A 25,466-nucleotide genomic window follows, 5' to 3' on the forward strand; every position below is an offset into this window, starting at 1 on the left:
TCGTGCTCGACTATGCCTATGACGGCATCCCCTCGACCTTCTCGTCCGGCGTGCCCGAGTTCGACTTGGTTATCTATGAGCGGCTTGAAGTGCAGCGCGGGCCGACCGGCCTGTTCCGTGGATCCGGATCGCCGGGCGGCACGATCAACCTCATCCGCAAGCGTGGACAGGATCAACTCGCAATTTCCGGCGCGCTTTCTGCCGGCTCCTGGAACAACTATCGCGGCGAGTTCGATATCGGCGGGCCGGTGGATGCAGCCGGGCGTCTGCGCCTGCGTGCGGTGGGCGCACTGCACGATCGCGACTTCTTCCAGGCCAAGTCGCATACCCGGCCGCGGCCAGCATCGCGCCGTTCCTCGACCCATGGTCGATCTTCGACCCGCACATGGCCGGACTGGAAAGCCCTGCGGTGCTCGCTGCAGGGCGCTTCGATCTCGCCTTTGTCATCGTCCTGCTTCTGCCCCTGCTGCTGATCGCCGCGACCTATGATTTCTGGTCGCGTGACGTCGAGAATGGCAGCGCCCGGTTCCAACTCGCCCAACCCATTTCGCCCGCCCGGCTGGTCTTGATGCGCGTAGCGGTGCGCGGCGGCGGCTTGCTTGCCGGCGCAACGCTGATCGCGTGCATGGCGCTCGTGCTGGCAGGCGCGCGCGACCTTGCTGGCCTGACAGGCTTTGCCGCCATCGTGCTTGCCTATGGACTGTTCTGGATCGCGCTCACCACGCTCATCAATCTGTTCGTGCGTGCCTCGACCACTGCGGCGCTGGCGGCGGGTACCGCCTGGCTGGTGATCGTCGTGCTCTTGCCCGGCGCGATCGCAGCCGGGGTGGGCCTCGCGGCGCCCCGCCCGCCGGCGATGTCCTATACCAATGCCGTCCGCGCTGCAGGTCTGGAGGTGCGGGCCGCGCATGCCAGCGCCGCGCTCGCGGCTGCCAAGGCGCCACCGCGCAACAATTACCCTGCATCGCTGTGGCATAGCCGGGGCGAGATGGCAGGGTCTCAAGGCCGAGGTGATCCTGCCTGGCGAGGCCGCGGAGACGATGAGATCGTCGGCGTCAGCGGCGTCTTCACCCGGGCAGTTCCGGCAGGGAGACGCAGTCATTTGCCCTGCAGGCTCACCACGGCAGAGAAGCGCACGTCCTAGCCGATCGCGCGGCGCAGCATCAGATAGGCGATCATCAGCAGATAGATGCCGAAGAGAGTCTTCAGTGGCCGGGACGGCAGCTTGTGCGCTGCCGCCACGCCGTACGGCGCGGTCACGATCGACATCGCCGCGACTGCCGCAGTCGCGGGCAGGTTTACATAACCGAGCGAGCCCCAGGGCAGCCGCTGCTCGTGCAGCCCGATCAGCACGAAGCCCAGCGTCGTCGGCACCGCGATCAGCGTGCCGACGCCCGATGCTGTCGCGATCGCGCGATGAATGGTGCGCCCGCACAACGTCATCAGCATGATCGCGAGCGTCCCCCCGCCGATGCCCAGCAGCGAGGAAAACGTCCCCAGTCCGGTTGCGAATCCTATCCGGAGCATGCCGCCGGGCATCGTGTCGCGCACCACCTTGTCGCCCAGCTTGGGGACAAGGAAATTGATCGACATGAGCCCCACCCCGATCCCGAAGATCAGCGTCAGAACGCGGCCGTCGATCCGGTCCGCGAGCAGCACGCCCGCGCCACAGCCGAGGACGATCCACGGCGCCCAGCCGCGCAGCGTATCGAACTCCACGGCGCCGCGCTTCGCATGCGCGCGCAGCGACCGCAGCGAGGTTATGATGATCGTCGCTGCCGAGGTGCCGATCGCGACATGGGCATAATGATGCGGGTCACCGCCCAGCAGCGGCAGCACCAGCAGCAACGCGGGAACGACGACAAACCCACCGCCGATCCCGAACAGCCCGGCCGCGAACCCCGCCGCCAGGCCCGCTGCAAGCAAGGCGAACCCGGGAAGGAGCAACGCCATCAGCGCACGCCCTCCACCTTCTGACGCACCACCAGTCGGGTGCCGGCATAGCGCCGCGGGTCGACGTTGCGGATCGTTTGCGTCCTGCGGCCCTTCGGCGTCAGGAACGTCACCTCCACGGTGACCGGCGCAATTCTGGACAGCCCGAAATGCACCGGTAGCGCGCTTTGCGTGTTATAGCCGTCGCCGGTGCCGAGCTGCCGCGTCGCAAGGATCTTTCCGGCCGCATCGCGCAGTCGCACCTCGGCGCCGGCGCGAGTGAAATGCCCCTTGGCGTCGAGCACCAGCACCTGCAGGCTGCGGGCCGCGACGCTTTTCGGCGAGGTGTTATGGAAGACGAAATGGCCGCCGACCGGGCCATAGCCGTCGGTGATCGACAGATCGAGCGCGCCGTCGCCGTCATAGTCGACCCATTGCACGCCGTGGTCGCCGGCATTGACCGGGCTGGTGCGCGGCAGGACGTTGACGAAGCGGCGCCCGCCCTTGCCGTCGGGCGCGTTGTGCATCAGCGCATTGGTTGGCACCTGCTGCCCGACCGGGCCCTCATAGGCCATGATCGACAGGTCGATCCAGCCGTCATTGTCGTAATCGCCCCAGGCGGCACCGACGCCGTGGTTCTCGAAGCCAAGGCCCGCAGCGGCGGAGGCATTCTCGAACGTGCCGTCGCCCTTGTTCCGGTACAGCGCGTTGGCGCCGTAATTGGGGACGAACAGGTCGAGATGGCCGTCATTGTCATAGTCGCCCACCGCGCAGCCGACGCCGCCTTCTTCCTTGGTGCGCGGCGGCCCGGCGACGCCGGCCTGCACCGCCACGTCGGTGAAATGCCCGCCATCGTTGCGCCACAGGGCATCTGCCGCACCCGACTGGTTGGCGAGGAACAGGTCGAGGTCACCGTCCTCGTCATAGTCGAACCAGCAGGCGCCCACGGTCGGGCGCGGATCGGTGATGCCGTCGCTAGCCAGTATCTGGGCGAACTGGCCCTTGGTGTTGGCGAAAAGCTTGTTCGGGCCGATCCGATCGGCGGCGTACACGTCCAGATCGCCGTCATTGTCGAAATCGACCCAGCTGGTCTGCCGCGCCGAGCGGCCGGAAAAGCCCAGCCCGATTGCCGCGCCGACTTCCTCGAATGTCTTGCCGGCCAGATTGTGGAATACCAGAGTCGCGGTCTTGGGATCGGTCGCGCCGCCGAGCAGGTCGAGCCAGCCGTCGCCGTCATAATCGCCCCAGCTCAGGCCGCGCAGCTCATAGCCCTTGGTAGGCAGCCCCATCGCCGCACCGACGCTGACGAAGGTGCCGCCGTCGTTGCGATAGAGCCGCAGTTCGCCGCTCTTGAGCGATACCGCCAGATCGGCATCGCCGTCGCCGTCGAAATCGCCCCACGCATTGGAGAGCGAGCCGGCGACGCCGAACAGCTCGGGCTGGACCGACTGGAACGGCAGCGGCGGCGCATCGGCGGCGGGAAGGGGGACGCCGTGCTCGTCCTGCATCGGCGCGGCGGCCAGCAACAGGGCGAAGGGAAGCAGGGGCAACAGGCGAACGCGAGCCATCGGCATTACCTTTCGGGATCGGCGCCGTCCGCGGCCATCTGGCCGCCGGCGCGGGTTTCGGGCATCAGGAAATAGGCGATGAGCGACAGGGCGATCAGCGCCGAGACGTACCAGTAGAAGCCGTTCTCCAGCCCTTCCCGCTTCAGCCACAGCGCAACATATTCGGCGGTGCCGCCGAACAGCGTGTTGGCCAGCGCATAGGGCAGCGCGACGCCCAGCGCGCGGATATGGGCCGGGAACATCTCCGCCTTCACCACCGCGTTGATCGACGTATAGCCGGTGACGAGCAGCAGTCCCGCCAGCACCAGCAGGAACGCCTCGAACGACGAGGTGACATGCTCCAGCCGGGTGAAGATCGGCACGGTCAGCAGCGCGCCGCCGATGCCGAACAGGATCAGCAGCGGCTTGCGCCCGATGCGATCGGAAAGGCCGCCCGCCAGCGGCTGGGCCAGCATGTAGAGGAACAGCGCCGATGCCATGATCGCGGTGGCGGTCTGGCGGCCGAACCCTGCCGAGTTGACCAGGAATTTCTGCATGTAGGTTGAGTAGGCGTAGAAGGCGAGCGTGCCGCCAGCGGTCATCACGAACACCGTCAGGGCCGCGCGCGGATGGTGGCGGAACAGCGCCAGCGCCGCCGAGCGCGGACGATCGGCCCGCGCGGCGCTGTTCTGGAAGGCCGCGGTTTCCTGTAGCCTACGCCGCAGCACATAGACGCCCACCGCCATCACCGCGCCCACCGCAAAGGGAATCCGCCAGCCCCACGCCTCCAGCTGCGCCTCGGTCAGCACGTCCTGGAGCAGTAACAGCACGCACAGCGCCAGCAGCTGGCCGGCGATCAGCGTGACATATTGGAAGCTGGAGAAAAATCCGCGCAGACCGGGCCGCGCCATTTCGGACAGATAGGTGGCGCTGGCGCCATATTCGCCGCCGACCGAAAGCCCCTGCATCAGCCGGGCGAGCAGCAGCAGCAGCGGCGCGGCGTTGCCGATCGTCGCATGGCCGGGCGTCATCGCGATCAGCGCCGAGCCGCCGCCCATCAGCGCGACCGAGAGCGCGAGGCCGGCCTTGCGCCCGTGGCGATCGGCATAGATGCCCATGATCCACGCCCCCAGCGGCCGCATCAGGAAGCCGACGGCGAAGATCGCCGCCGCGCTCAGCAGCTGCGCGGTGCTGTCGTCCGACGGGAAGAAGACCGGCGCGAAATAGAGCGTGAACGCCGAATAGACGTACCAGTCATACCATTCGACGAGATTGCCCAGCGAACCGCCGATGATCGACCTCAGCCGTCGATCCGCCGTGGCGGCTGCAATCGGTGCGTGGTCTGCCGTTGAACGCTGCTGTGTCGTGAACCCCATGTCGCCGGAAACGGACCGCGCGACGCTTTCTGCTACTCGGCGGGGCTATTCCGCCGCCGGCATCAGCAGCAGCGATCCGTCCGCGCCGGGAAGGGTGCGGATTCCGAAGCTCTGCTCCAGCGCATGGGCGAAATCGTCGGAGCGGTCCGAGCGGAAGGTGCCGCCGATGCGCAGGCCGCTGATCGCCGGATCGCCGATCACGATCGGGCTGATGCGGTAGCGGTTGAACTCCTCCACCGCCTGCGCGAGCGTATCGCCCTCGAAGCTGAGCCGCCCCTGCTGCCACGCCAGCCGGCGGGCGATGTCGTGGCCGGCGAGCGGGGTCACCGCGATCGCGCCCTGGCGCACGGCGGCGGCGTTACCTGCCGTCACGCGACGGCCGGCTGCCTGGTCGTCGCGCACCAGCACCACCCCCTGGGTTACGGTCACTTCGGTCAGGTCGGGGCGCAGCCGCACCGAAAATGCCGTGCCGACCGCGCGCACCTTGGCGCTATCGGCATCGACGATGAACGGCCGGGCGGAATCGTGGGCGACGTCGAAGCTCGCTTCGCCGCGAAGCAGCCGTATCGAGCGCTCCTTCTTGCCCAGCGCGACTTCGATCGAGCTGCCGGTGTTCAGCCGCACCACGCTGCCATCCGCGAGCCGGACGGTGCGCTTCTCACCGATCTTGGTGCGATAATGGTCCACCGCATGATCGAGCTGGAGCGCCACCGTGCCGCCGATCGCTACTGCCAGCATGCTGGCGGCGATGGTGCCGGCCAATAGCCGGCGGGTCGGCCGCCATCGCCAGGGCGGCGATCCCGCCTGGTTCAAGGCGCCGGGGGCTCCATCCGAATCTTCCGGGACGGCGGCGGGCGGAGTGCCGTCACGCGCGCTCAGCGGGCAGCGCGGGTCGGCGGGTGCAATCTCGCCCAACCGTTCGGACAGCTCCCACGCCGCCTCTACCTTGGCGAAGGCATAGCCATGTGCCGGGTGCTCCGCGACCCAACCGAGCGCTTCGTCCCACGCCGTGTCAGTATCGGCGGCGCGCGCCTTCAGGAACAGACGGGCCGCCTGGGCCTCGATCGCCTGCCGTTCTGCTGCGCTTGTGAAGGGACCACCCAAAACCCGAACCCTCAAACTCGCCGATCGCCTGCATGATCTTCAGTGCGGCCCGCGCAAGATGCTTGTCTACAGTGGAAACGGACAGGCCCATCTCCTCTGCTATCGCTACCACCGGCCAATCATAGACGCGCCGTAAAAAGAAAGCACGCCGACACTGGGGCGGCAACGTATCCAATATGGCCTGCAAGTGGCGCAATTCATCGCGCGCCTCCAGCCGGGCATGCGCGGTATCGTCCACGCCGATCAGCTCCAGATCGGCGATAACCTCGAACGATACGATCTTGCTGCGGCGTGCCTCGTCGATCACCAGGTTGCGCGCGATCTGGAACAGATAGGCGCGGCCCGACTGCGTCCGATCGATGTCCCCATTCGCATAGGCGCGAGTCATCGCCTCTGCCACCATATCGTCGATGTCGTAGCCGTCGGGCAGAACGCGACGGAGGCGCGCCCGCAACGCCCCCTCATGCGGCAGAATACACCCTTTATACCAGTCCAGCCGTGCCCGAACGGGATCCATGCGACGTCCCCCCTTTTTATGGGGCATCCTCTCCTGCGGATCGTGGTTGGGGCGATACGAACAGGGAATCGGGGGCGTGTCCAGCCACGATGAAATAAAAATGACGCGCCGATTAGCAGAATGTGTCGTGCCGTCCGTCTTCCCAGCAGCAAACATCTTCTCTGGGGGGCAATCCATGACATCGACCCTGCTTCGCACCATGATGGCCAGCGCTGCGGCCATCACGGCGTTTCCCGCAGCCGCGCAGGCCGAGCGCGAGGTGACCTTCGACATTCGCGCACAGCCGGTGCAATCCGCATTGGCGCGCTTCGCCGAACAGACGGGCATGCAGATCCTGTATCCCTATGATCGTGTGGCGGGCCTGCGCACCGCCGGTGTGCAGGGCAAGATGGCACCGCGCGCCGCGCTCGATCGGCTGCTCGCCGGCACCGGGCTACAGATTAATCGCGCCGGTGGCGGCGTGATCGCGCTCTCGCTTCCCAAGGCGGTCGCGGCCGCGAAGCTGGTGCGTACCGCCAGCCTCACGCCGATGGGCGTCCCCGCCGCGCCGCCGGCGAGCGCGAGCCGCGCGGCACAGGACGTCCAGGAAAGCGCCGCGGCGCAGGATAGCCCCGACAAGGAGATCGTCGTCACCGGCAGTCGCGGATTGCCGCGCACGGTGGCGGACAGCCCCACGCCGATCGACGTCATCGGCGCAAGCGAATTGCAGCGTACCGGGCGGGCGGGCGTGTTTTCCGCGCTGAACACGCTCGTGCCGTCGTTCAATCTGCCGGCCCGTGCCGGCGGCGGCACGTCGACGGTGATCGCCACCGGCGGCCTGCGGGGCCTGAATCCCGACCAGACGCTGATCCTCGTCAACGGCAAGCGGCGCCACAAGACCTCGCTGATCAACGCGGTCTCGTCCTATTACAACGGCTCGGTTCCGGCCGACCTCGACCTGATCCCGACCTCTGCCATCGACCATATCGAGGTGCTGCGCGACGGCGCCGCCGCGCAATATGGCTCGGACGCGATCGCCGGCGTGATCAACATCATCCTGAAGAAGGACAAGTCCGGCGGCTTCGGATCGTTCACAGCGGGCCAGAATTTCGATCGCAGCGACGGCGAACTGTTTCAGGCCGACGCCAATATCGGCTTCGCGCTGGGGCAGGACGGGTTCCTCGACCTCTCGGTCAGCGCCAAGAAGCAGAATGCGTCGAACCGCGCCGAGCCGATTTCATCGTCGATCCGGCTCTATCCGCTCGTCAACGGCGCGCTCGATTCGCGCGAGGCGACGATCAACCGGCTGGTGACAACCAACTATGGTGCGATGCCACAGGAATCCATCAACACCGGCTTCAATGCCGGCTATGATCTGGGGGGCGTCGAACTCTATTCCTTCGGCACCTACAGCCAGCGGAAATCGGACCTCAATTACACCTATCGCGCGCCCACCAACGCCAATTCGCTCCCGGCGGTCTTCCCCAACGGCTTCCGCCCGCACGTGATGATCGCCGAAGAAGACTATGAGGTGGCGGTGGGCGCGCGTGGCGCGCTTTCGGGATGGGACTGGGACTTCAGCCAGACGCTGGGCAAAAACCGTTCGCGCCAGACCGCGGACAATACGCTCAACGCATCGCTTGGACCGACGAGCCAGACGCATTTCTATGTCGGCACGTTGATTTCCAAGGAAGCGGTGACCTCGCTGGACCTGACGCGCGGCTATGCCGTGGGCGGCGGCAGCCTCCAGGTTTCGGGCGGGCTGCAATATCGCGTGGAAAGCTATCAGGTGCTCGCGGGCGAGTGGGCCAGCTATGCAGCAGGGACCTATACGAGCAGCCTGGGCCGCCCGACGCCCGGCGCATCGGGCGCCGCAGGCTTCACGCCCGATGATGCAGGCTTCCTGAAACGCAACAACATGGCGGCCTATGGCGACATCGTCTGGGACCCGAGCACGCGGCTGACCATCGGCGGCGCGCTACGCTTCGAGCATTATGACGACGACAGCGGCGACACGCTGATCGGAAAGCTCAATGCCCGCTATGCCGTAACGCCCTGGGTGGCGGTGCGGGGCGCGGTCAGCACCGGGTTCCGCGCGCCGGCGCTGGCGCAACAAATCTACGCCTCCACCACCGGCCAGTTCCGCACGATCGGCACCACCCTGAACCTGCTCCAGATCAAGACGCTTCCGGTCAATTCGGCCGCAGCGATCGCCTTGGGGGCCGAGCCGCTGAAGCCAGAAAAATCGACCAACCTGAGCGCGGGTATCGTGCTGACCCCGTTCGCGCGGTTCACCCTCACCGTCGACGGCTATCAGATCGAGGTGCGAGACCGGATCGCGATCACCTCCACGCTGACCGGGACGGCGGTGTCCGCGATCCTGACTGCCAACGGGCTTTCCCCCGATATCAGCGCGCAATATTACACCAATGCCATCGACACCCGGACCCGCGGCGTGGACGTAGTCGCGACCTATCAGCACCCGATCGGCAGCGTCGCCAGCATGGCGTGGAACCTCGGCTACAACTATAACCGGACGGTCATCACCCATATCAAGGATAACCCGTCCGAACTGGGATCGCTGGGTTCGGGCTATGTGCTTTTCGATCGCCTGTCGCAGAGCAACATGACGGTCAACCTGCCGGAAACAAAGTTCTTTCTGGGCAACGTCACGACGCTGGCGCCCTTCACCCTGGCGACGCGGCTGGTGCGGTACGGATCGTTCAAATCCTACGGCAACACCATCGCGAACGACCGCACTTTCGGCGCAAAATGGGTCACCGATGTTGATCTGTCCTGGAAGGCCAGCGACCGGCTTACGGTCTCGGCAGGGGCCAATAACCTGTTCAACGTCTATCCCGACCGCAACGACACACTGACCAACGTCAACACGGGCGCCGGCTTCTATTCCACAGGCGGAGCCTATGGCTTCACCGGCGGATATTATTACGGTCGCGTCGCAATCAAGTTCTGAGGGGCTGACATGCGTACCAAGATCATTTGCGGATTGCTTCTGGCCGGGGCCGCAGCCGCGCCCGCCGTATCGCATCAGGCGCGGCCCGCCCCCGGCGGGAAGGGCGAGATTTTGTGGGATAGCTTCGGCGTCCCCCATGTCTATGCGAAGACGGAGTCGGGGGCCTTTTGGGGCTTCGGCTACGCCCAGGCGCAAAGCCACGGCAACCTGCTGCTCAAGCTGTACGGCGAGGCGCGGGCGAAGTCGGCCGAATATTGGGGAGGCAGCGCCAACGAGACGCAGGATCGCTGGCTGATCGCCAATGACGTGCCCGTCCGCGCAGGGCGCTGGTTCCAGCAGCAGACCCCACAGATGCGCGCCGATCTCGACGCCTTCGCCGCCGGCATCAACGCCTATGCGGCCAAGCATCCTGATGCGATCGATCCGGCGATGCGGCGCGTGCTACCGATCACCGGGCTGGACGTGATGGCACATGCCCACCGGCTGATGAACTATGTCTACATCGCCTCGGACCGGAAGGTGCTGGCCGATCCCGCGACCAACGAGGCCGGCGGATCGAATGCCTGGGCGGTGGCGCCTTCGCGGTCCGCGAGCGGCAAGGCGATGCTGCTCGCCAACCCGCATCTGCCCTGGGCGCCGAGCATGCTGACCTATTATGAGGCGCATCTGAACGCGCCCGGCTACAGCGTGTATGGCGCGACGCAGGTGGGTCTGCCGGTGCTGCGCTTCGCGTTCAACAACGATCTGGGCTTCACCAACACGGTGAACACGATGCTCGGCTATTCGAGCTACACGCTCACCCTGGCCGACGGCGGCTATCGCTATGACGGCAAGGTGCTGCCGTTCCGCACCGAGCAGAAAAGCTACAAGGTCCGCCAGGCCGACGGTTCGCTGAAGACCGTGACCTTCACCCAGCGCTATGCCGTGCAGGGCCCGGTGTTCGACATTCCCGGCGGCACCACCGTCGCGCTGAAGGTGGCGGGGCTCGATCGCCCGGGCGTGCTCAAGCAATATCTCGACATGGGCAAGGCGCATAATTTCGCGCAGTTCCAGGCGGCGCTGCGCCAGATGCAGGTGCCGATGTTCAACATCGTCTATGCCGATCGCGCCGGGCATATCCTGTATCTCGACAACGGCATCCTGCCCAAGCACGCAGGCGGCGATCTCGCCAAATGGTCTGCGCCGGTGCCGGGCGACACCTCGGCCACGCTGTGGCGCGACGTGCACGGCTATGACGATCTGCCCAAGGTGATCGATCCCGCCAGCGGCTTCGTCCAGAACGCCAATGATCCGCCCTGGCTCGCCACCTGGCCGCGCGTGCTCGATCCCAAGGCGTTCCCCGCCTATGTCGCGCCGGTCGGCCCGGTCAGCCAGCGCGCGCAGATGTCGGTCAAGCTGATGACCGCGAGCCCCAAGATCTCGTTCGACGATTTCGTGGCGCGCAAGCTCGAGACGCGGGCGCTGATGGCGGACCGGCTGCTGCCGGAGCTGATCGCGGCAGCAAAGGACAGCACCGATCCCGAGATCGTCGAAGCGGTGCGCCTGCTCAGCGGCTGGGATCACCGGTTCGAGGCGGATGCCCGCGGCGCGCTGCTGTTCGAGACCTGGGCGGCCATGTTCGCGCCGAAGAACTTCACCGACCAGAGCAACTATGCGGTGAAGTGGTCGCTCAGCGATCCGCTGGAGACGCCGCGCGGCCTGAAGGACCCTGCCGGCGCGGTCGCGATGCTCAAGGCGGCGGTGGCCAGGACGCGCCAGCTCTACGGCGCCGTCGATCGCCCCTATGGCGAGGTTTCGCGCTTCCACCTGGGCGATGTGAGCCTGCCCGCCAATGGCGGCTTCGGCAACACCGGCGTGTTCCGCACGATCACCTGGGGCCCGATGAAGAATGGCGAGCGCACGCCGATGCACGGTGAGACCTGGGTCTCGATGATCGAATTCAGCACGCCGATGCGCGCCGTGGGCATGATGAGCTATGGCAACAGCAGCCAGCCGGGATCGAAGCATAATTCCGACCAGCTGCAATTCCTCAACAGCAAAACCTTCCGTACGCTGTGGATCGACCGGACCGAGGTCGAACGTCATGTCGAAGAACGGACACCCTTCTGATGCGCATCTTTTCCACGCTGCCGCTGCTCGCCTTGCTCGCCACGCTTCCCGCCGTCGCCTCGGCACAGACCGCGCGGAAGGTGCATGACGACGCGATCGTGCTCGACACCCATTTCGACACGCCGGCCAATCTCGGTCGACCGGGCTGGACCATCACCGACCGGCACGACACCGCCAGGGACGGCGACCAGGTCGACGTGCCGCGGATGATCGAAGGCGGCGTCGATGGCGGCTTCTTCGCCATCTACACCGCGCAGGGGCCCCGCACGCCCGAGGCGCGGCGGGCGGCGCGCGACGCCGGTTTCGTTCGCGCGGTGCAGATCCGCGAGATGGTGGCGCGCCACCCGAACGTGTTCCAGTTCGTCACCACGGCGGAGCAGGCCCGCGCCGTTGCCGCTTCGGGCAAGCGCTTCGTCTTCATGAGCATGGAGAATGGCACGCCGGTGGAAGCCGACGTCTCGCTGCTCTCGACCTTCCATGCGCTGGGGCTGACGATGGCCTCGCCGGTGCACTTCAAGAACAACGACTTGGCCGACAGCGCCACCGACAAACCCGAATGGAACGGCCTCAGCCCCGCCGGGCGCGCCTTCGTCGCGGAGGCCAACCGACTGGGCATCCTGCTCGATGCCAGCCACGCCTCGGATCAGGTGCTGGAACAGATGATCGCGCTGTCCAAGGCGCCGATCATCCTGTCCCACTCGGGCGTGCGAGCAATCTATAACCATCCGCGCAACGTCAGCGATGCCGATCTGAAGCTGCTTGCGGCCAAGGGCGGGGTCGTCCAGATCAACGCCTTCAGCGCCTATATGATCGACCAGCCCAAGATCCCCGAGCGCGATGCGGCGATGCAGGCGCTGATGGCCAAGGCTGGCAATATGCGCGACATGACGCCCGCGCAGCGCAGCGCACTAATGACCGAGCGCAAGGCGATCGACGCCCGCTGGCCGGCACCACGCGCGACCTTCGCCGATCTGATGAAGCATCTCGAACACGCGATCCAGGTGGCCGGCATCGACCATGTCGGGCTGAGCGGCGATTTCGACGGCGGTGGCGGGATCGAGGGGTTCGACGGCGTCGCCGATTTCCCGAAGGTCAGCGCGGTGTTGCTCGAGCGCGGCTATTCGGCGGCGGACGTCGCCAAGGTGATGGGCGGCAATGCCCTGCGCGTGCTCGCCGCGGCCCAGGCAGCCGGCGATCCCGCCGCGCGCGTCACCATTCCACAGACCAATTGAACCAAGGGGGCCGGAACCATGCTCGACAAGGATGCACGCAACGATCTGATGGAACGCGGCTATTCGCGGCGGCAGCTGGGCCGCATCGCCGCGCTGGTCGGCGGCGGCGCGGCGCTGGCGCCGTTCGCGCCCTCGGCCTTTGCGCAGAGCCAGGCCGCGCGCGGCGTGAAGGGTGCCGTGCAGATCGGCGCCAACGAATGCTGGACCGGTCCATTCCCCGCTGCCGTAGCGGCCGGCGCCAGCATCCTGGCGCAGGGCAATCGCTACGACCCTGATGACCTGCGTGGCAAGCTGATCAAGACGGTCGCCACCGTCGAGCACGTGCCCGAAGAGCGCGTGATGCCCTGGCCCGGCTCTGGCGACCCGCTGGTGCGCTCGGTCATCACCTTCTGCTCGCCGAGCAAGGGTCTGGTGACCGCCGATCCAACCTTCGAATCCGCCTGGCGCGCGGCCGCCTGGCTGGAGGCTCCGCTCGCCAAGGTTCCGATGGCCCCCGGCGCAGGTGCCGACGTTCGCAAGATGCTCGCCGCCAATCCGAATGCGGGCCTTTATTACATCTGCACGCCCAACAACCCCACCGGCACGGTCACCCCGCTCGCCGATATCGAATGGCTGCTCGCCAACAAGCCGGCGGACTCGGTGGTGCTGGTCGATGAGGCCTATCTGCACTTCTCCGAAGCGCCCAGTGCCGCCCCGCTCGCCGCCACGCGCAGCGACGTGATCGTGATGCGCACCTTCTCGAAGCTGTTCGGCATGGCGGGTGTCCGCCTCGGCCTCACCTTCGCGCATCCCGACCTGCACAAGCGGATGATGCGCTATGACGGCTTCCAGGTGACCGGCACGCTGCCGATGCCCGCCGTCGCCTGCGGCACGGCCGCCTATACCATGGCCGACGCCATCCGCGCCCGCCGGGCCGAGATGATCGCGGTGCGCGAGGCGACCATCGCCCAGCTCACCCGGCGCGGACTGCAGGTGCACCAGAACAGCCAGGCGAACATGATCATGCTCGACTGGAAGACCCGCCCCGCCGTGGAGGTGCAGAAGGCGCTGCTGGCCCAGAATGTGCAGATCGGGCGCAACTGGCCGATCTGGCCGACCGTCTCGCGCGTGACGATCGGCTCTGCCGACGATATGATGAAGTTCAGCGCAGCGGTAGACAAGGTACTGGCCTGAACATCAGTGCCGCCTGGAGATCGTGGGAACGTCCCGCGATTTTTCTCCCGAGAATTGCAGGTCTTTGGCGGGCCCGTTGATCGCGCCGCTGAAAGAGACGGGCTTCGAAAGCGGGTGCCGGGCCTAATCTCCGCGTGTACACCGGTCGTTACCTCCTCGGGCCGCATCCGCAGCACCCGCGATGTGCCTGAGACCAGCCCTCGTTTGTGTTGGTAACTATGACTTTGAGGAGCGTCTGCTCATGGGAAAATCGACCGATCAACACAAGACGTTGGATCGGCAGGAAAGTCCCAATATTTGACCTTCCGGCTTGCGTTGGGGGATTAACGTCGTTGTTCTCAACATGTGCGAGCTGCCGCTCATCGCTCGAAGCGCCGCCAGGAGCGCAAGAATCTGCTTGGAGAGGGGGACCCGATGCGGGCGGCCCCTCTTCATTTTCTCGCCGGGGATGGTCCAGACCTTCGCTGATAGGTCGAACTCTCCCCACTCAGCAGCGCGCAGTTCGCCCGGACGCACAAAGACGTGTGGGGCGATCCGAAGCGCCAGGGCAACCGATGGCTGACCCTCGTAACCATCTATGGCGCGCAAGAGTGCGCCCACCTTGTCGGGTTCGATGATTGCGGCGTGATGCTTGACCTTGGGCGTGATAAGGGCGCCCTGGAGATCGGCTGTCGGGTCCCGCTGCGCCCGTCCGGTGGCGATTGCGTAGCGAATGACGCTGCTGCAGGTGCTACGAAGGCGTCGTGCCGTCTCGTAGCGGCCTCGGACCTCTACAGTCCTCAATACGGTGAGCAGCTCGGGCGCGCTGATGTCGCCGATCGGCCGAGGGCCGATCAGCGGGTTGGCGAACCCGATCAGCCACCGGAGCTTTTCGAGGGTCTTTGCCGCTCGCCCCTCGGCCTCGATCTTCCTCAGCCATTCGTCGGCGACGGTAGCCGGCCGAAATGCTGCCCACCCCGCGGGTCAGCTTGCCGTAGGAGGAAGGGTTGATGCCCTTCTCGAGCAATTTCCGAGCATTCTCTCGGCGTTCACGCACCTCCTTAAGGGCTACGTCCGGGTAGACGCCCAGGGCGACGGTGCCGCGTTTGCCGTCATGTCGGTAGTCCCATCGCCAGTACCGACCACCGCCAGGCTGAACGAGGAGGTACATGCCGTGCATGTCCTGAGTCTTGAACGCTTTGTCCCGCGGTTTGATTCGACGGACGGCTGCATCGGTGAGCATGACGGTCTCCTCAGCTGGCGCAGTGCTGATGCCGTCAAAATATACTGCCAGGGGCCGCGGGTTCCAATGGATCGACCCGGATTTGGGTGGATCAGATACCGTCAAAACCCACGCAAAACTGCGGATTTTTGAACGTTCTTGGATCTGTACGGAAAGGCAAATGGTGCCCGGGGACGGATTCGAACCGCCGACACTGCGATTTTCAGCGGCAGCGCTCCATGCGTAACTAATTCAGATAAAAACGGAAATACAGTATGCGTGCTAGATATGTGCTAAAACGCCCTGCGAGCGTCAGCACCTGCATGGTCGCCGCTGCGCAGTGTTGAAGATTTCGTTGTGAACGTACCTTCATCGAGCATCGCAGGCGTCTAGCTACGTCTCCTCGTGGGCCGGAAGCAGACAGACCCCTTTCTGGAAACGCCCTCGTGATTTCGGTCGATCGCGTCGGGACATCCCTTGACGAGGGCGGCTGACCTCGCAGGGGCTGTTCAAAATGCGCGGCAGAGGAATTGATCAATACCACTTCTCTGCATATCTTTGCGCTATGTCGATAAGCGCGCGCTCGATCCCCGTCGGAACCAAGATCACGATCTGGGAGGAGCCGGTCCTCGGGCAGTCGGCGATAACGTTGCTGAGCCCAAGGATCGCCAGCATTTTTGCTCGGTGGAGCGTACTTGAGAAGCAACTCAATCAACTCTTCACGCTAGTGACCGATGCCGACCCGGTCGCCAGGAGCGATTTCGATCAACTTAAGGGGTGGGACCGCCGCGTGGATGCAATCGTTATACAGGCGACGCATCGTCTGGAACCAGCGGTGTCCGATCTTGTGAAGGTTGTGCTGCGGCTTGTGAAATCTCCCGCCGCAAAACGCGACGAACTCGCCCACCGCGTCTGGGCGACAGCGGAGGGTTTCGAGGATGAACTCGCGCTGCTGCCGCCCGACGACCAGCATAGCTTCGCTGAATCGATCATTGCGGTGAAAATAGCCGGGCGGTGCGACATACCGCTCGACAACGGTCCGCTTTATGACGGTAGTACGCTCGTGTCGGCATCAGATCTTGATGCGCTCATCCTCGATCTGAAAAATGCCGGGGAGCGGATGAATAGCCTCATTCGAGGGCACTTCTTCCCACCGTTCGCCGATCTGACTGGCGGCGGGTTCGCCGACGACCGCCAGCGGCTGGCCGACGACGGCGAAATCTCTGCGCGCATCGTCAATGTTGCGAGAGCCCGTGAGCAAGCCGAGCGAGCAGCGCGTCGGCAGACCGGTTGAAGACTGACCGCTTTCGGGCCGCCGAACGCGGGAAGCAGACACGTCTGAAATCCAGCACCGCTATTCGTCAGCTTAGGAGCGCCGACCTTCAAGCGCCACCCCAGATCGGCGCGGCGGGCTTCGAAGCGGTCGCGCGTCCTGCTATAGAAGCGGGATGATCGGACGCCCGCTCGATGAGATTTCCCTTGCCGATATCATGGCGCTGACCGCCTATGGCCGAAGCGAAGGGCCGACGCTCGACTTCAAGGAGCGGTTCCCCGGCGCCGACCACAAGGGCGTGCGCGACTTCCTCGCCGATGTGACCGCCTTCGCCAACACTGAGGGCGGCGACATCATCATCGGCGTGCGTGAGGACAAGAACGGGGTCGCGGCAGAGGTGGTCGGCATCGAGCGGGAGGGGCTGGACGAACGTTTGCGGCGGATCGACGACCAGCTGCGCAGCTGCGTCGACCCGCGGGTGCCGCACTTCCGGGTGCGGGAGGTTCCGCTCGAGAATGGCCGCGTCACGCTGGTGATGCGTGTGGCCGCCAGCCTAGCTGCGCCGCACCGCGTCGTCTTCGACAAAAGCAGCCGCTTCTTCCGCCGCGCAAACCGGGGAAATTACGAGATGAGCACCGCAGAGCTGCGCCAGGCCTTTGCTGCATCGATCGATCTTCCAGCGCGCATCCGCGATCTCCATCGCAAGGCTGTCGCGGCCAGCGCCGGCACCGATATGCCCTTCCGCATCTACGAAGGCCCCACCGCAGTGGTGACGGTCGCGCCGGTGTCGGTGCTGCGCGCCGCGCGCGATGTCGATGTCACGCGCGATGTCGCCGTGCTGCCGCCGCGGCACACCAGCAATACGCAAATGATCGTCGCCCTCGACGGCGTGATCGCACATTCGCCGGTCGACGCGAAAACCGGCGGCGTGCGAGGCTGGGCGGTGAACCACCGCCTCGGGTATGTCGATCTGGCCTGGAGCATCGGTCATTCCGATCACGAGGGCCACAAGCTGGTCTGGCCCAAATACTTCGTGCCGCAGTTAAAGGGGATTGTGCCGTTCGCGATCACAAGGCTCCGAAGCTATGAGATCGAAGGCCCCTGGATCGCCATGCTGACGCTCACCGGCGTCAAGGACTATCGGATCATCGCCGGCGACGACTGGGTGACCGAGCCTGCGTGGCAGGACTTGGCTTATCTCGGCGAAATCGTCCACGATGCCATGGCCGCGGAGGCGCTGCTGCCCTTCACCCAGGGGTTCTGGCGGCTGTTCGGTGAGGATCGCCCGCCGGTCTCGCAGCTATGAAGCGATATCGGTGAGATTGGAGCGAGATCGATGGCACAGGTGAGCAAGCTGGACGCGGCCGAGCGGCTGATCGTCAGCGGGATCAACATGGTCGAGCGCGGAGACGATCCGATCGCGATCCATGTTGTGGCCGCCTCCGCTCTCAACATGCTGCGCGAGCTAATTCAGGAGAAGGGCGATGATTATACCGCGTGGGTGCTGCGTGAGGGCCTCCACCTGCTCGCCACCGCGCGTCTCAGAGCCTGATTCGAAAGTTTCTTAATCTAGACAATATCTTGCGGTTCGTCGGATGAGCATGCGGATGGATGCGACGAGCGCCCAGGCGGTGGAGGAAGCGATAGAAGTTTCCCAGTCCTTGGCGAGGCGTCGGCATCGTCCGAGCCAGGCGAAGGTTCGTTCCACGACCCATCGGCGAGGCAGGAGTTGGAAGCCTTTGGCAGCGTCGGAACGCTTGATGATCTCGACGGTCCACCGGCCCATGTCAGCGAGTGCGTCGCGGAGCTTGTCTCCGGCATAGCCACCATCGGCGAACAGGTGCCGCAGCCACGGGAAGCGATGCCGTATCGCCGCCAGGACATCGACGGCGCCGTCGCGATCCTGGATGTCGGCAGCATGGACGAGAACGAAGATCAGAAATCCGCAGGTGTCGGTGACGATATGCCGCTTGCGGCCTTTCACCTTCTTGCCCGCATCATAGCCCGAAATTCCGCCGCTTTCGGTGGTCTTGACCGACTGGCTGTCGATCACGCCGGCCGATGGCGAGGCTTCGCGCCCTTCGATCTCGCGCAGGTTCATCACCAGCAGCGTGTTGATCGCATCGAACAATCCGGCATCGCGCCATGCGTAGAAATAGCGCCGAACCGTCGAGGCCGGGGGGAAGCATTTCGGCAGTAGTCGCCACGCGCATCCGGCAGAGGCAAGATACAGCAGCGCGTTCAAAACCTCGCGCATGTCCGTCGTCCGACGTCGCCCGCCCGTCTTGGCCGGCGGGATGAACGGCGCCGCCAAAGCCCATTCGCGGTCCGTCATATCGCTTGGATACCGCAACCCCTCCCGGCTATGCTCCCGCCGGGCGATACCAGACCATGCCATGTTTCACTCCACCTCGTCGCAAGGGCGCCGTGAATCACAACATGCTGGTATCGCTCAACAACTTTCGGATCGGGCTCTCAACGGCATGCCGATCAACTTGCCGACCACGCCGGAAATCGACGCGCTGATTGACGATGTCGCGCGGGGGATCGAGAACGGAGTCATCAAGGAGCCGACCGACCTCAAGGTCACGCTCGATACGGAGGAGCGGCGTCGGTTGGTCGCCTATATCATCCGCCCGTTCAACTTCCTGAAGCATGCGCAGCGCGATCCCCTCGCGACGCTCGACGAAGTAGATATCGACCAGGAGGGCGCGATCATCCATGCCTTGACCGCCTATTCGGTACTCAGGCCTGGACAGGCATTGCCTGAGCAAGTCGCATCGTTCCTCGCGAAGCACGACCTGCTCTAGCTGCCGCTCCCTACCGACAGGGCGAATGGCAGCGTTTGGGATCATCTGCGGGCCGGCAGGATGGCAACTATTGGGGCGCAAAGCGGACATCGCTCGCAGCGCCGTCTTACTTGAGTATGCCGCGCCAAGACACCTGAGGAAGACGTAGAGCCTGTCGCCTTGTGGTTGACGGCCCTCTCAAAAGACACATCGTGGCCTTGGTCTCGAACCAACCAAGACGGAGGCCAACATGATTGTGGGGTACGCGCGCGTCAGCAGCGCGGGGCAGAACCTGGATGTACAAGAGGCGGTGCTCGCCGAGGCCGGATGCGAAAAAACGTTCAGCGAAAAACAAAGCGGGACAACTGTGACGGGCAGGGCGGCGCTCGCGGCGGCGCTGGACTTCGTAAGGGCGGGGGACACCCTTCTGGTTTGCAGGCTTGATAGGCTGGCTCGCAGCGTGGCCGACCTTCACCGGATCATTGAACGCCTCAACGATAAGGACGTGGGCTTCCGGGTGGTTCAGCAGGCGGGCATCGATACGACGAGCAGCACCGGCAAGCTCACCATGGCGATCCTGGGCGCGGTCGCGGAGTTCGAGACCGAGATCAGAAAGGAGCGCCAGCGCGACGGCATCGCGAAGGCAAAGGCCGCCGGGGTTTACAAGGGCCGCCGAGCAACCATTTCTGCAGACCGAGTGCGCGAGCTTCACACGGGTGGCATGCGGCCCGTCGATATTGCCCGCGAGCTCGGGATAGGCCGCGCAAGCGTCTACCGGTTGCTTGGATAGTGAGGCCGATTACGATTGGCCGCTTTCAGCGGCCTCCCGCATCGCCCGCTTGGCCGCCATAGTGGCGAGCCGCGCCGCGGTGCGATCGGCAATCTGCTGTGGGGTCTGTTTCCTTCCGCGCTTGCTGTCACCGATGGCTATCTTGGCGGCCGGCGAGTGCTGCGACCCACGCCTAAACCCGAAGAGATGCTTGCTCTCCTTTGCTGGTCGGATTTTCGCGTTCCGGACGGTCATGACGCCTCCCCGCACGAGGTCCGTTGGCGCGACCCAGCTGCACACCGGGCGCAGATACCGGTGGCTCATATAGGCACGGATTGCCGCAGGTCCCTTGGCCAAATTATCGGTTATTGCGGCGAGTTGGTAGCGGGGCCAAAGGCTCAAAAACTCATCGAATGTCATCGCTACGGTGATGTCGTTTCGTTGTCGCTGGTAGCGGATCGCCGCGCAGTACTCCTCCCACAGGAGTTCTTGTACGGGTTCGGGAATGGGGCTGCGGTCTATCATTGGCGTCGTGTCCTTTCATGCGAGCCTGGAAGGGACACGACCACCTTCCAGGCTCTTTGGGCTCGCGCCCAAGCTGCTCAATGCCACGTCGTATCCAGCACTCGATCTACTTATGCCGGCCCACATTCGGCATCTTCGCATTGTACAAAGACCAATTGCATGGTGTCATTATTCACGTGACAGTTTTATAAGAGCCATAGTATTCAGTAGGTCGTCGAGCGACTGGTACCTCGGCATTTTATAAGAGCCATATCTTCGATAGAAGATATGACCCCCACAAGCTGACGAAGCACCAAACGTTCAACGAGTAGTCCTTCGCGGTTTCACGCGAACTCCGCGCGTCGCTTCGCTCGGCGCTCGTTCGGCGAAACCACTCGGACATGGCGTTTCACGCCGCTCCAGTGGATTTAGCTTCGCTGCTATTCGTCCTGCGGACGGCCTGGTCGCTTCGCTCCTGATTTTCCACCTTCGGCGGAAAATGGCATGACGGCGTAGCCGAGAAAGAAGCGCCGTCCTGCCCCTCAGGGCGTCACACAAGGGCGGAACGGGGCAAGCACTACTTTGGCTCAGCTTCTTTTCCTTCCGCTGCTTCTCGGGCAGCGCGATCGAGGCGCTCGAAAAGCGTTTCATTGGAGTGCTGGATGTGAGCAAGGCGCCGTTGCGTGGCCCTTGTTACCGCTTCGTCGATCATGCCATACAGCTCGTCCCGATAGCAGGGCAGCGGTTCGCGAGTTGCAAAAAAGGCCATTGCGGCGTTGAAAATTGCCACGCGGGTCGCTTCCCGAACACCGTCCTCATATCCTGCGGATCGCTGGCCCTGCATCAGCCTGTGGATGTGCCGCTCTTGCTCGCGTGCAGCGGGGTCGAAGCGAGCCTTTCTGAGACTTTTATGCCTCATGGCTCTTCTCCAAGAGCGGCAGCAAGGACCACGCTGACACCATATGCGACCGGCAACTCGGCGTGGGGCATGACAACGGCGGGCGGGGCTATTTCTGCCATTTCCGGCGGCCAACCGCCTTGTTCGCTCCCCTGCTCCGCCCAAATTTTTACGTCACGGGGCAGTTGATCATAATACGCCCACATGCGGGCTTTGCTATTCGCGAGCTCGTCTTCTGCCTGCTGGATCCGAGTGACCAGCGCGTGGGCTTTTGGACGAAGCTTTTCGATCTTAGCGGGCGCCGCCCTGTAGCTATTCTTCGTTGCGCGCAACTTGGCCCGGTAGGTTTGCACGGCCGGCGGCGGCTGACCGTAATCCGCAGCTAGCTCGTCATATTGCTCATAGAAGGAATTGCCGCGCACGATCGCGCGAGCAACTACAGCCTCGGCTAACTCGGCCGGAAGCACCGCTTCGACTTCGTCTTCGGTGATCGCCTCATTTGCACGAGCACGGTTGAGCAGCGCCGCAAAAGCGGCGCGTTCTGCATCACTGTACATTGTTGAACTCCCATAGGGCGGGGAGGGCTCGCGCCCTCCCCCGCACGCTCACGCCGCTGCGCCGACCTGGCTCTCATCACTCGAAGTGATGGCATCCCCGGCAACTTGTACCTCGCGTGGAAACGAGAAGTCACCATCACGTTCGAACACGGTCAGCCTGCGGCTGAGCTGCCTCTCCGCCTCGCGAGCACCGATGTAATCGCCCTGGGCAGCAAGCGCGGCTAGCAGGCTTTCGATGTCATCGGGGCCATGCTTGTCCAAATTGGCCACGGCAAGCTTCATCGCGGCTTCCGAACGCCACTCGCGAAACTGCTGTACCATTGGCTTAGCGATGGTCGACCATGCGCGCGCGCTATCCGACTGATTGACGCCGCGAACCTGCCATTCGCCGGTCTTGGCATCGTACTGGGCAACTAGGCCAAGCATCTGCCGGTCCCGAGGATCCGTAGCCAAGGTGCCGCAAAAGGTGGCCAGTGGCGCTTGGGTCCTAGCGAGCCAAGCGATAGCCGCACGGCTCTCCTCTTCGTCCCATGCAGCGGACGGATCACCGTTCTGCTGCCTATCCAGGGCTTCGAGGGCACTCAAGAACCGCAAGGTCTTGTCCTTGCCGCCGGCCGCTACGACGAGCGAGAACCCCGCGACGTTGGTCGCGAAATCCCCTGCCTTCCAGCCAAGCGTTTGAGCAGCGCGGAAGGCCTTTCCGTATTTCCACGCGCTTCGGGCCGCTTCAAGCTTCCCCCTCTTGCTCTTCTTTCCGAACATCAACCGAACGGGGGCGCTGTGGGGGTTTTCGAGAACACCGGGCGCATTGGTCCCGTAATGCGCGCAGAGCTGCCCAAGCACTGCCATATCAGACGTAAGCCTCAGGCTGACCGAATAGGCCTCCCCGAGCATTTCGAACAAGCGTTCACGGGTAGCAATCTCAAATTGCTCCTTATGGCCGTCCTTACCCGAATGCGCTGAGTTGTACGCAGAGAGCGTATTATGGAAGTCGGAAATCAGCTTGACGCCAGCGTTCAAGTGTAAAGATTTGTTTTTCATGGCATTTCTCCGTGCAGATTGGCTCTGCAGGGCCCGTCCGAGTACATTCACTCGGTTGGAGGCGCTTGATGGACTCGAACCATCCCATTCGCGGGCAGCGGATTCCCACGAACTAACAACCAGCAGCGCCAGGCGAACGCGGTTGTTCGCCAAACTAGATTTCCAAATCAACAATGTGAAAGAGCGCGGGTTGCCCCGGAGCGGCCCAAATACCAGAGTTTTCTGCACGGTCAAGCGGAAGGATGGTAGTGATGAAGATAGTGACGACCATTCGTCACTGTAAGTGAGGTGCTTCGTAGGGACCGTTAGGCTTGAGAAAGAAGTCGCTTGGCAAATAAGCGATAGAATTAATAAGCAGTTCCAAGAAACTGATCACGTTAGTCAAAATTTGTGCCGTACGATACGCGTTTATTGATCGTATTCTCTGGTTCTGAAGGAATAATTATTTCTTGAAGTCGACGTGATCTTCGGTCGTACTTCTGGAAAAAGGCAATATCGCATCGGCATCAACCACGAAGGAGATGCCGATGACTATCCTCAAGACCCTTACCCTCGCCGCTGCTAGCCCCGCGCGTGCGACCACGCCGGAACAGCGTCTGCGCGTGCGGCTGCTCGATCACCTCGCCGACCAGCGGGCACTGGCGGCGGCAGAGATCGCCGGTACGCCGTTCAACCCCACGCGGAAAGTCACGCGCACCGATGACGCGGGCAACAAAGTCCGAGTGGACGCCCCGCGTCAGGTCCGAAAGGGGTGGTTTACCGATGCGACTGGCAAGCTGTTTTTCCAGGTCCGCTACGCTGGCAAGCCCTTGGACCTCGCCAAGGGCATGAACGCCGTGGCGGTCGCGGATACGGGGGCGCTGCCCGAAATGATCGGCACGATCATCGATGCCGTGAACGCGGGCGAACTCGATCCGCAGCTCACGGCGGCGAGCGCCGAGCGGAAGGCGAACTTCAAGCCTCGCGCCAAGAAGGCCGGCTGATGCCCAAGGATTTGAGGCGGGCAGCGACAATTGCCCGCCTCACTGAGGAGTTTCGCTTCACCGGTAGGGGCGGCGAGATGTACATGACCGCAGGCGTGGCGGCTCTACCGTTGGCAACGCAGCGGCTCATCATGGATACGGTGCAACTTCCGGGAGAATTCGGCCCCGACAACAATCCATATTTCGAGGGTGATTTCCAGGCCATGACCGTTCATGGGCACCGCGTTTTCTGGAAGATCGACTACTATCCGCCCGACGACGATCCATCCCGCGATCCCGATCCGGCCGATCCCGCAGCCGTGAAGCGCGTCCTTACGATCATGCTCGCCGAGGAATATTGATGCGCCGCTACAACGTCCGCGACATCACCGATCGGCATTACCGCGCGCTCCGTGTCCTGCTCGCAACGCAACAGGCCGAGGCCCACATCGTAGTACGCAGCAAGCGGCCCTGGCCGTCGCGCATACCGCTGTCACCTCATGAGAATGTCGGCGATGTGGAGGGGGACGCGATCAACTAGCTGGCGTGGCAGCAGGCGATTCTTCCAACAGCGCTCCCGGTTTTACGCCAAGTGCGACTGCAATTTTCTCGACAATATCCAGCGTAGGATTGCGCTTTCCGCTCTCTATTTCACTGAGGTAGCTGCGCTTCACATCTGCTTCGAACGCCAATTGCTCTTGGGTCCAGCCCTTCTCGCGCCGAGCCGATCGCACGTTTCGTCCAAATACTTCCGACAGCACCATAATGGTGACCATGAAGGCTGCCGCCGCACGCTCTATCCCCAATAGGGGACATTCCGCTTTACGCCGAGAGCGTTGATGCTAGTGTCCCCTATTGTAGACACATGCATAGTGCGTTGTTCAGGGGAGATAGAATGCGGCAATTTGCAACGGTGGTGGCGGGCGTCTCCTTGGTCTTGGCTGTCGGTGGGTGTGGCGGCCAATCCGTAAACGGCCAGGAGTTTGCGCTAGCGATTCCACAAGCGATGACAGAGTGCGTGGTTGCGATCGGAGTGCGAGAAAACTGGGCCAATCGCGTCGAACGAAATATCGATGCTGGAACCCAATCCACGCCGTCATACGCGGTGTCGATAGCCGGATACGAGTTTGTCGCAAAGAAGTGCCGGAGAACGTTCGCCGACCTGGCGAAATTAAAACTGCCAAGTATCAGAAGCGGTGAACTGCGGGTCGAAATGGAGCGGGCGCTAGGCCAATGTAAGCAGGCCGCATTGGATGCTGCCGACGCCGGCACGCGCAGCGCCCGGTTCGCCGATCAGACGGTCGGAGATCCACTCGCGACGCGCGAATTCTTAGACGCGGGGCGGCGCTTGCGATCAGTTTCTGCCGATCGCATTCGGCCGTGCATGCAGATAATGGGTGAGCTATCGCGAGCGGCGGGACTGCAAACTCCGACCGCCGAAGCGTTGACCAAGTTCTATATGGAGAGGCAGCGCGCGCTGACCGCAGAATTCGAGCGCGAACTGTAGGGAGAAACTACATGGATACCTT

At 63.9% G+C, this 25,466-nt stretch carries 27 protein-coding genes, 1 tRNA gene and 1 pseudogene; 15 read left to right on the forward strand and 14 right to left on the reverse strand.

The genetic code is table 11. The features are described from left to right. Nucleotides 1-2 precede the first annotated feature (2 nt). Both TS85_RS25105 and TS85_RS00895 read left to right on the forward strand, forming a co-directional pair. Nucleotides 3-473 carry a hypothetical protein gene (locus TS85_RS25105; protein WP_052507658.1) on the forward strand — a complete coding sequence of 157 codons (471 nt, stop codon included), beginning with the start codon at nucleotides 3-5 and terminating at the stop codon, nucleotides 471-473. Next, the gene (locus tag TS85_RS00895) at nucleotides 386-1,144 is read left to right on the forward strand and encodes an ABC transporter permease subunit (protein WP_077228379.1); all 759 of its coding nucleotides are present in this window, start codon (nucleotides 386-388) and stop codon (nucleotides 1,142-1,144) included. The genes TS85_RS25105 and TS85_RS00895 overlap by 88 nt, the downstream gene beginning before the upstream one ends. On the opposite strand, the gene TS85_RS00900 is transcribed toward TS85_RS00895, so the two are convergent. The 5 genes from TS85_RS00900 to TS85_RS00920 are packed head-to-tail and all read right to left on the reverse strand — an operon-like array spanning nucleotide 1,141 to nucleotide 6,698. Further along, nucleotides 1,141-1,953 (reverse strand): sulfite exporter TauE/SafE family protein, encoded by an 813-nt coding sequence (locus TS85_RS00900; RefSeq protein ID WP_044329849.1) that lies wholly within the window; start codon nucleotides 1,951-1,953, stop codon nucleotides 1,141-1,143. The genes TS85_RS00895 and TS85_RS00900 overlap by 4 nt on opposite strands. Then, on the reverse strand, nucleotides 1,953-3,500 hold the full coding sequence (locus TS85_RS00905) for a CRTAC1 family protein (protein WP_227698618.1): 1,548 nt from the start codon (nucleotides 3,498-3,500) through the stop codon (nucleotides 1,953-1,955). The genes TS85_RS00900 and TS85_RS00905 overlap by 1 nt, the downstream gene beginning before the upstream one ends. 5 nt (nucleotides 3,501-3,505) lie before the next feature. Continuing rightward, nucleotides 3,506-4,855: an MFS transporter gene (locus tag TS85_RS00910; protein ID WP_052507661.1), complete on the reverse strand. Its 1,350-nt coding sequence runs from the start codon at nucleotides 4,853-4,855 to the stop codon at nucleotides 3,506-3,508. Nucleotides 4,856-4,900: 45 nt separating this feature from the next. Beyond that, the gene (locus tag TS85_RS00915; protein WP_044329850.1) at nucleotides 4,901-5,959 is read right to left on the reverse strand and encodes a FecR family protein; all 1,059 of its coding nucleotides are present in this window, start codon (nucleotides 5,957-5,959) and stop codon (nucleotides 4,901-4,903) included. After that, a complete protein-coding gene (locus tag TS85_RS00920) occupies nucleotides 5,868-6,698 on the reverse strand; it encodes a sigma-70 family RNA polymerase sigma factor (protein WP_227698619.1) in 831 nt (276 codons plus the stop codon). The genes TS85_RS00915 and TS85_RS00920 overlap by 92 nt, the downstream gene beginning before the upstream one ends. On the opposite strand from TS85_RS00920, the gene TS85_RS00925 reads away from it, so the two are divergent. Genes TS85_RS00925 through TS85_RS00940 form a run of 4 tightly spaced genes read left to right on the forward strand, consistent with a single transcriptional unit; the run spans nucleotide 6,652 to nucleotide 13,943 of the window. After that, nucleotides 6,652-9,429 carry a TonB-dependent receptor gene (locus TS85_RS00925; RefSeq protein ID WP_052507662.1) on the forward strand — a complete coding sequence of 926 codons (2,778 nt, stop codon included), beginning with the start codon at nucleotides 6,652-6,654 and terminating at the stop codon, nucleotides 9,427-9,429. The genes TS85_RS00920 and TS85_RS00925 overlap by 47 nt on opposite strands. A 9-nt stretch (nucleotides 9,430-9,438) precedes the next feature. Beyond that, nucleotides 9,439-11,538, forward strand: a complete 2,100-nt coding sequence (locus TS85_RS00930) for an acylase (RefSeq protein ID WP_044329852.1) — start codon at nucleotides 9,439-9,441, stop codon at nucleotides 11,536-11,538. Then, nucleotides 11,538-12,770, forward strand: a complete 1,233-nt coding sequence (locus TS85_RS00935) for a dipeptidase (protein ID WP_044329853.1) — start codon at nucleotides 11,538-11,540, stop codon at nucleotides 12,768-12,770. Before TS85_RS00930 ends, TS85_RS00935 begins: the two co-directional genes overlap by 1 nt. A gap of 18 nt (nucleotides 12,771-12,788) precedes the next feature. Beyond that, nucleotides 12,789-13,943 carry a pyridoxal phosphate-dependent aminotransferase gene (locus tag TS85_RS00940; protein ID WP_044329854.1) on the forward strand — a complete coding sequence of 385 codons (1,155 nt, stop codon included), beginning with the start codon at nucleotides 12,789-12,791 and terminating at the stop codon, nucleotides 13,941-13,943. Between the two features lie 258 nt (nucleotides 13,944-14,201). Here the strand turns inward: TS85_RS00940 and TS85_RS26345 are convergent, their stop codons facing one another. Next, nucleotides 14,202-14,858: a tyrosine-type recombinase/integrase gene (locus tag TS85_RS26345; protein ID WP_077228380.1), complete on the reverse strand. Its 657-nt coding sequence runs from the start codon at nucleotides 14,856-14,858 to the stop codon at nucleotides 14,202-14,204. Nucleotides 14,859-14,979: 121 nt separating this feature from the next. Beyond that, a pseudogene (locus TS85_RS26350) lies at nucleotides 14,980-15,165 on the reverse strand (Arm DNA-binding domain-containing protein); the annotation flags it as partial. A gap of 544 nt (nucleotides 15,166-15,709) precedes the next feature. Between TS85_RS26350 and TS85_RS00950 the strand changes: the two are divergent. The 3 genes from TS85_RS00950 (at nucleotide 15,710) to TS85_RS00960 (ending at nucleotide 17,969) form a co-directional block, all read left to right on the forward strand. Then, complete coding sequence (locus TS85_RS00950) at nucleotides 15,710-16,438, forward strand: hypothetical protein (RefSeq protein ID WP_044329855.1); 729 nt, start codon at nucleotides 15,710-15,712, stop codon at nucleotides 16,436-16,438. Nucleotides 16,439-16,592: 154 nt separating this feature from the next. Then, a complete protein-coding gene (locus TS85_RS00955) occupies nucleotides 16,593-17,723 on the forward strand; it encodes an AlbA family DNA-binding domain-containing protein (protein ID WP_044329856.1) in 1,131 nt (376 codons plus the stop codon). 30 nt (nucleotides 17,724-17,753) lie between these two features. After that, complete coding sequence (locus TS85_RS00960; protein ID WP_044329857.1) at nucleotides 17,754-17,969, forward strand: hypothetical protein; 216 nt, start codon at nucleotides 17,754-17,756, stop codon at nucleotides 17,967-17,969. Nucleotides 17,970-17,981: 12 nt separating this feature from the next. Here the strand turns inward: TS85_RS00960 and TS85_RS00965 are convergent, their stop codons facing one another. After that, nucleotides 17,982-18,815: an IS5 family transposase gene (locus tag TS85_RS00965; protein WP_044329858.1), complete on the reverse strand. Its 834-nt coding sequence runs from the start codon at nucleotides 18,813-18,815 to the stop codon at nucleotides 17,982-17,984. 85 nt (nucleotides 18,816-18,900) lie between these two features. Between TS85_RS00965 and TS85_RS00970 the strand changes: the two genes are divergently transcribed. Then, a complete protein-coding gene (locus TS85_RS00970) occupies nucleotides 18,901-19,227 on the forward strand; it encodes a hypothetical protein (RefSeq protein WP_044329859.1) in 327 nt (108 codons plus the stop codon). A gap of 229 nt (nucleotides 19,228-19,456) precedes the next feature. Next, nucleotides 19,457-19,996 carry a recombinase family protein gene (locus tag TS85_RS00975; protein WP_044329861.1) on the forward strand — a complete coding sequence of 180 codons (540 nt, stop codon included), beginning with the start codon at nucleotides 19,457-19,459 and terminating at the stop codon, nucleotides 19,994-19,996. Between the two features lie 9 nt (nucleotides 19,997-20,005). Here TS85_RS00975 and TS85_RS00980 read toward each other — a convergent pair whose 3' ends face one another. From TS85_RS00980 to TS85_RS25115, 5 genes are all read right to left on the reverse strand, one after another. Then, complete coding sequence (locus TS85_RS00980) at nucleotides 20,006-20,500, reverse strand: hypothetical protein (RefSeq protein ID WP_044329863.1); 495 nt, start codon at nucleotides 20,498-20,500, stop codon at nucleotides 20,006-20,008. 556 nt (nucleotides 20,501-21,056) lie between these two features. Then, nucleotides 21,057-21,398: a hypothetical protein gene (locus TS85_RS25110; RefSeq protein WP_155006256.1), complete on the reverse strand. Its 342-nt coding sequence runs from the start codon at nucleotides 21,396-21,398 to the stop codon at nucleotides 21,057-21,059. Then, the gene (locus tag TS85_RS00985; RefSeq protein WP_044329864.1) at nucleotides 21,395-21,934 is read right to left on the reverse strand and encodes a hypothetical protein; all 540 of its coding nucleotides are present in this window, start codon (nucleotides 21,932-21,934) and stop codon (nucleotides 21,395-21,397) included. Before TS85_RS00985 ends, TS85_RS25110 begins: the two co-directional genes overlap by 4 nt. 48 nt (nucleotides 21,935-21,982) lie before the next feature. Then, nucleotides 21,983-22,975 carry a hypothetical protein gene (locus TS85_RS00990; protein ID WP_044329865.1) on the reverse strand — a complete coding sequence of 331 codons (993 nt, stop codon included), beginning with the start codon at nucleotides 22,973-22,975 and terminating at the stop codon, nucleotides 21,983-21,985. A 56-nt stretch (nucleotides 22,976-23,031) separates the two neighbouring features. Beyond that, nucleotides 23,032-23,105, reverse strand: a tRNA-Ser gene (locus TS85_RS25115). A gap of 397 nt (nucleotides 23,106-23,502) precedes the next feature. Between TS85_RS25115 and TS85_RS00995 the strand changes: the two genes are divergently transcribed. The 3 genes from TS85_RS00995 to TS85_RS01005 are packed head-to-tail and all read left to right on the forward strand — an operon-like array spanning nucleotide 23,503 to nucleotide 24,478. After that, nucleotides 23,503-23,958, forward strand: coding sequence for a hypothetical protein (locus TS85_RS00995; protein ID WP_044335628.1), 456 nt, complete (start codon nucleotides 23,503-23,505; stop codon nucleotides 23,956-23,958). After that, nucleotides 23,958-24,299, forward strand: coding sequence for a DUF3768 domain-containing protein (locus tag TS85_RS24420; RefSeq protein ID WP_044329866.1), 342 nt, complete (start codon nucleotides 23,958-23,960; stop codon nucleotides 24,297-24,299). The genes TS85_RS00995 and TS85_RS24420 overlap by 1 nt, the downstream gene beginning before the upstream one ends. Continuing rightward, nucleotides 24,299-24,478, forward strand: a complete 180-nt coding sequence (locus TS85_RS01005; protein WP_044329867.1) for a hypothetical protein — start codon at nucleotides 24,299-24,301, stop codon at nucleotides 24,476-24,478. The genes TS85_RS24420 and TS85_RS01005 overlap by 1 nt, the downstream gene beginning before the upstream one ends. Here TS85_RS01005 and TS85_RS24425 read toward each other — a convergent pair. Further along, on the reverse strand, nucleotides 24,471-24,713 hold the full coding sequence (locus tag TS85_RS24425) for a helix-turn-helix domain-containing protein (protein ID WP_227698621.1): 243 nt from the start codon (nucleotides 24,711-24,713) through the stop codon (nucleotides 24,471-24,473). The two genes, TS85_RS01005 and TS85_RS24425, sit on opposite strands and share 8 nt — an antisense overlap. Nucleotides 24,714-24,832: 119 nt before the next feature. Here TS85_RS24425 and TS85_RS01015 point away from each other — a divergent pair, with 119 nt between their 5' ends. After that, nucleotides 24,833-25,444 carry a hypothetical protein gene (locus tag TS85_RS01015; RefSeq protein ID WP_155006257.1) on the forward strand — a complete coding sequence of 204 codons (612 nt, stop codon included), beginning with the start codon at nucleotides 24,833-24,835 and terminating at the stop codon, nucleotides 25,442-25,444. The last annotated feature ends 22 nt before the right edge of the window (nucleotides 25,445-25,466 follow it).

Origin of the sequence: Sphingomonas hengshuiensis, assembly GCF_000935025.1 — a bacterium.
In the GTDB taxonomy this organism is placed as follows: domain Bacteria; phylum Pseudomonadota; class Alphaproteobacteria; order Sphingomonadales; family Sphingomonadaceae; genus Sphingomonas; species Sphingomonas hengshuiensis.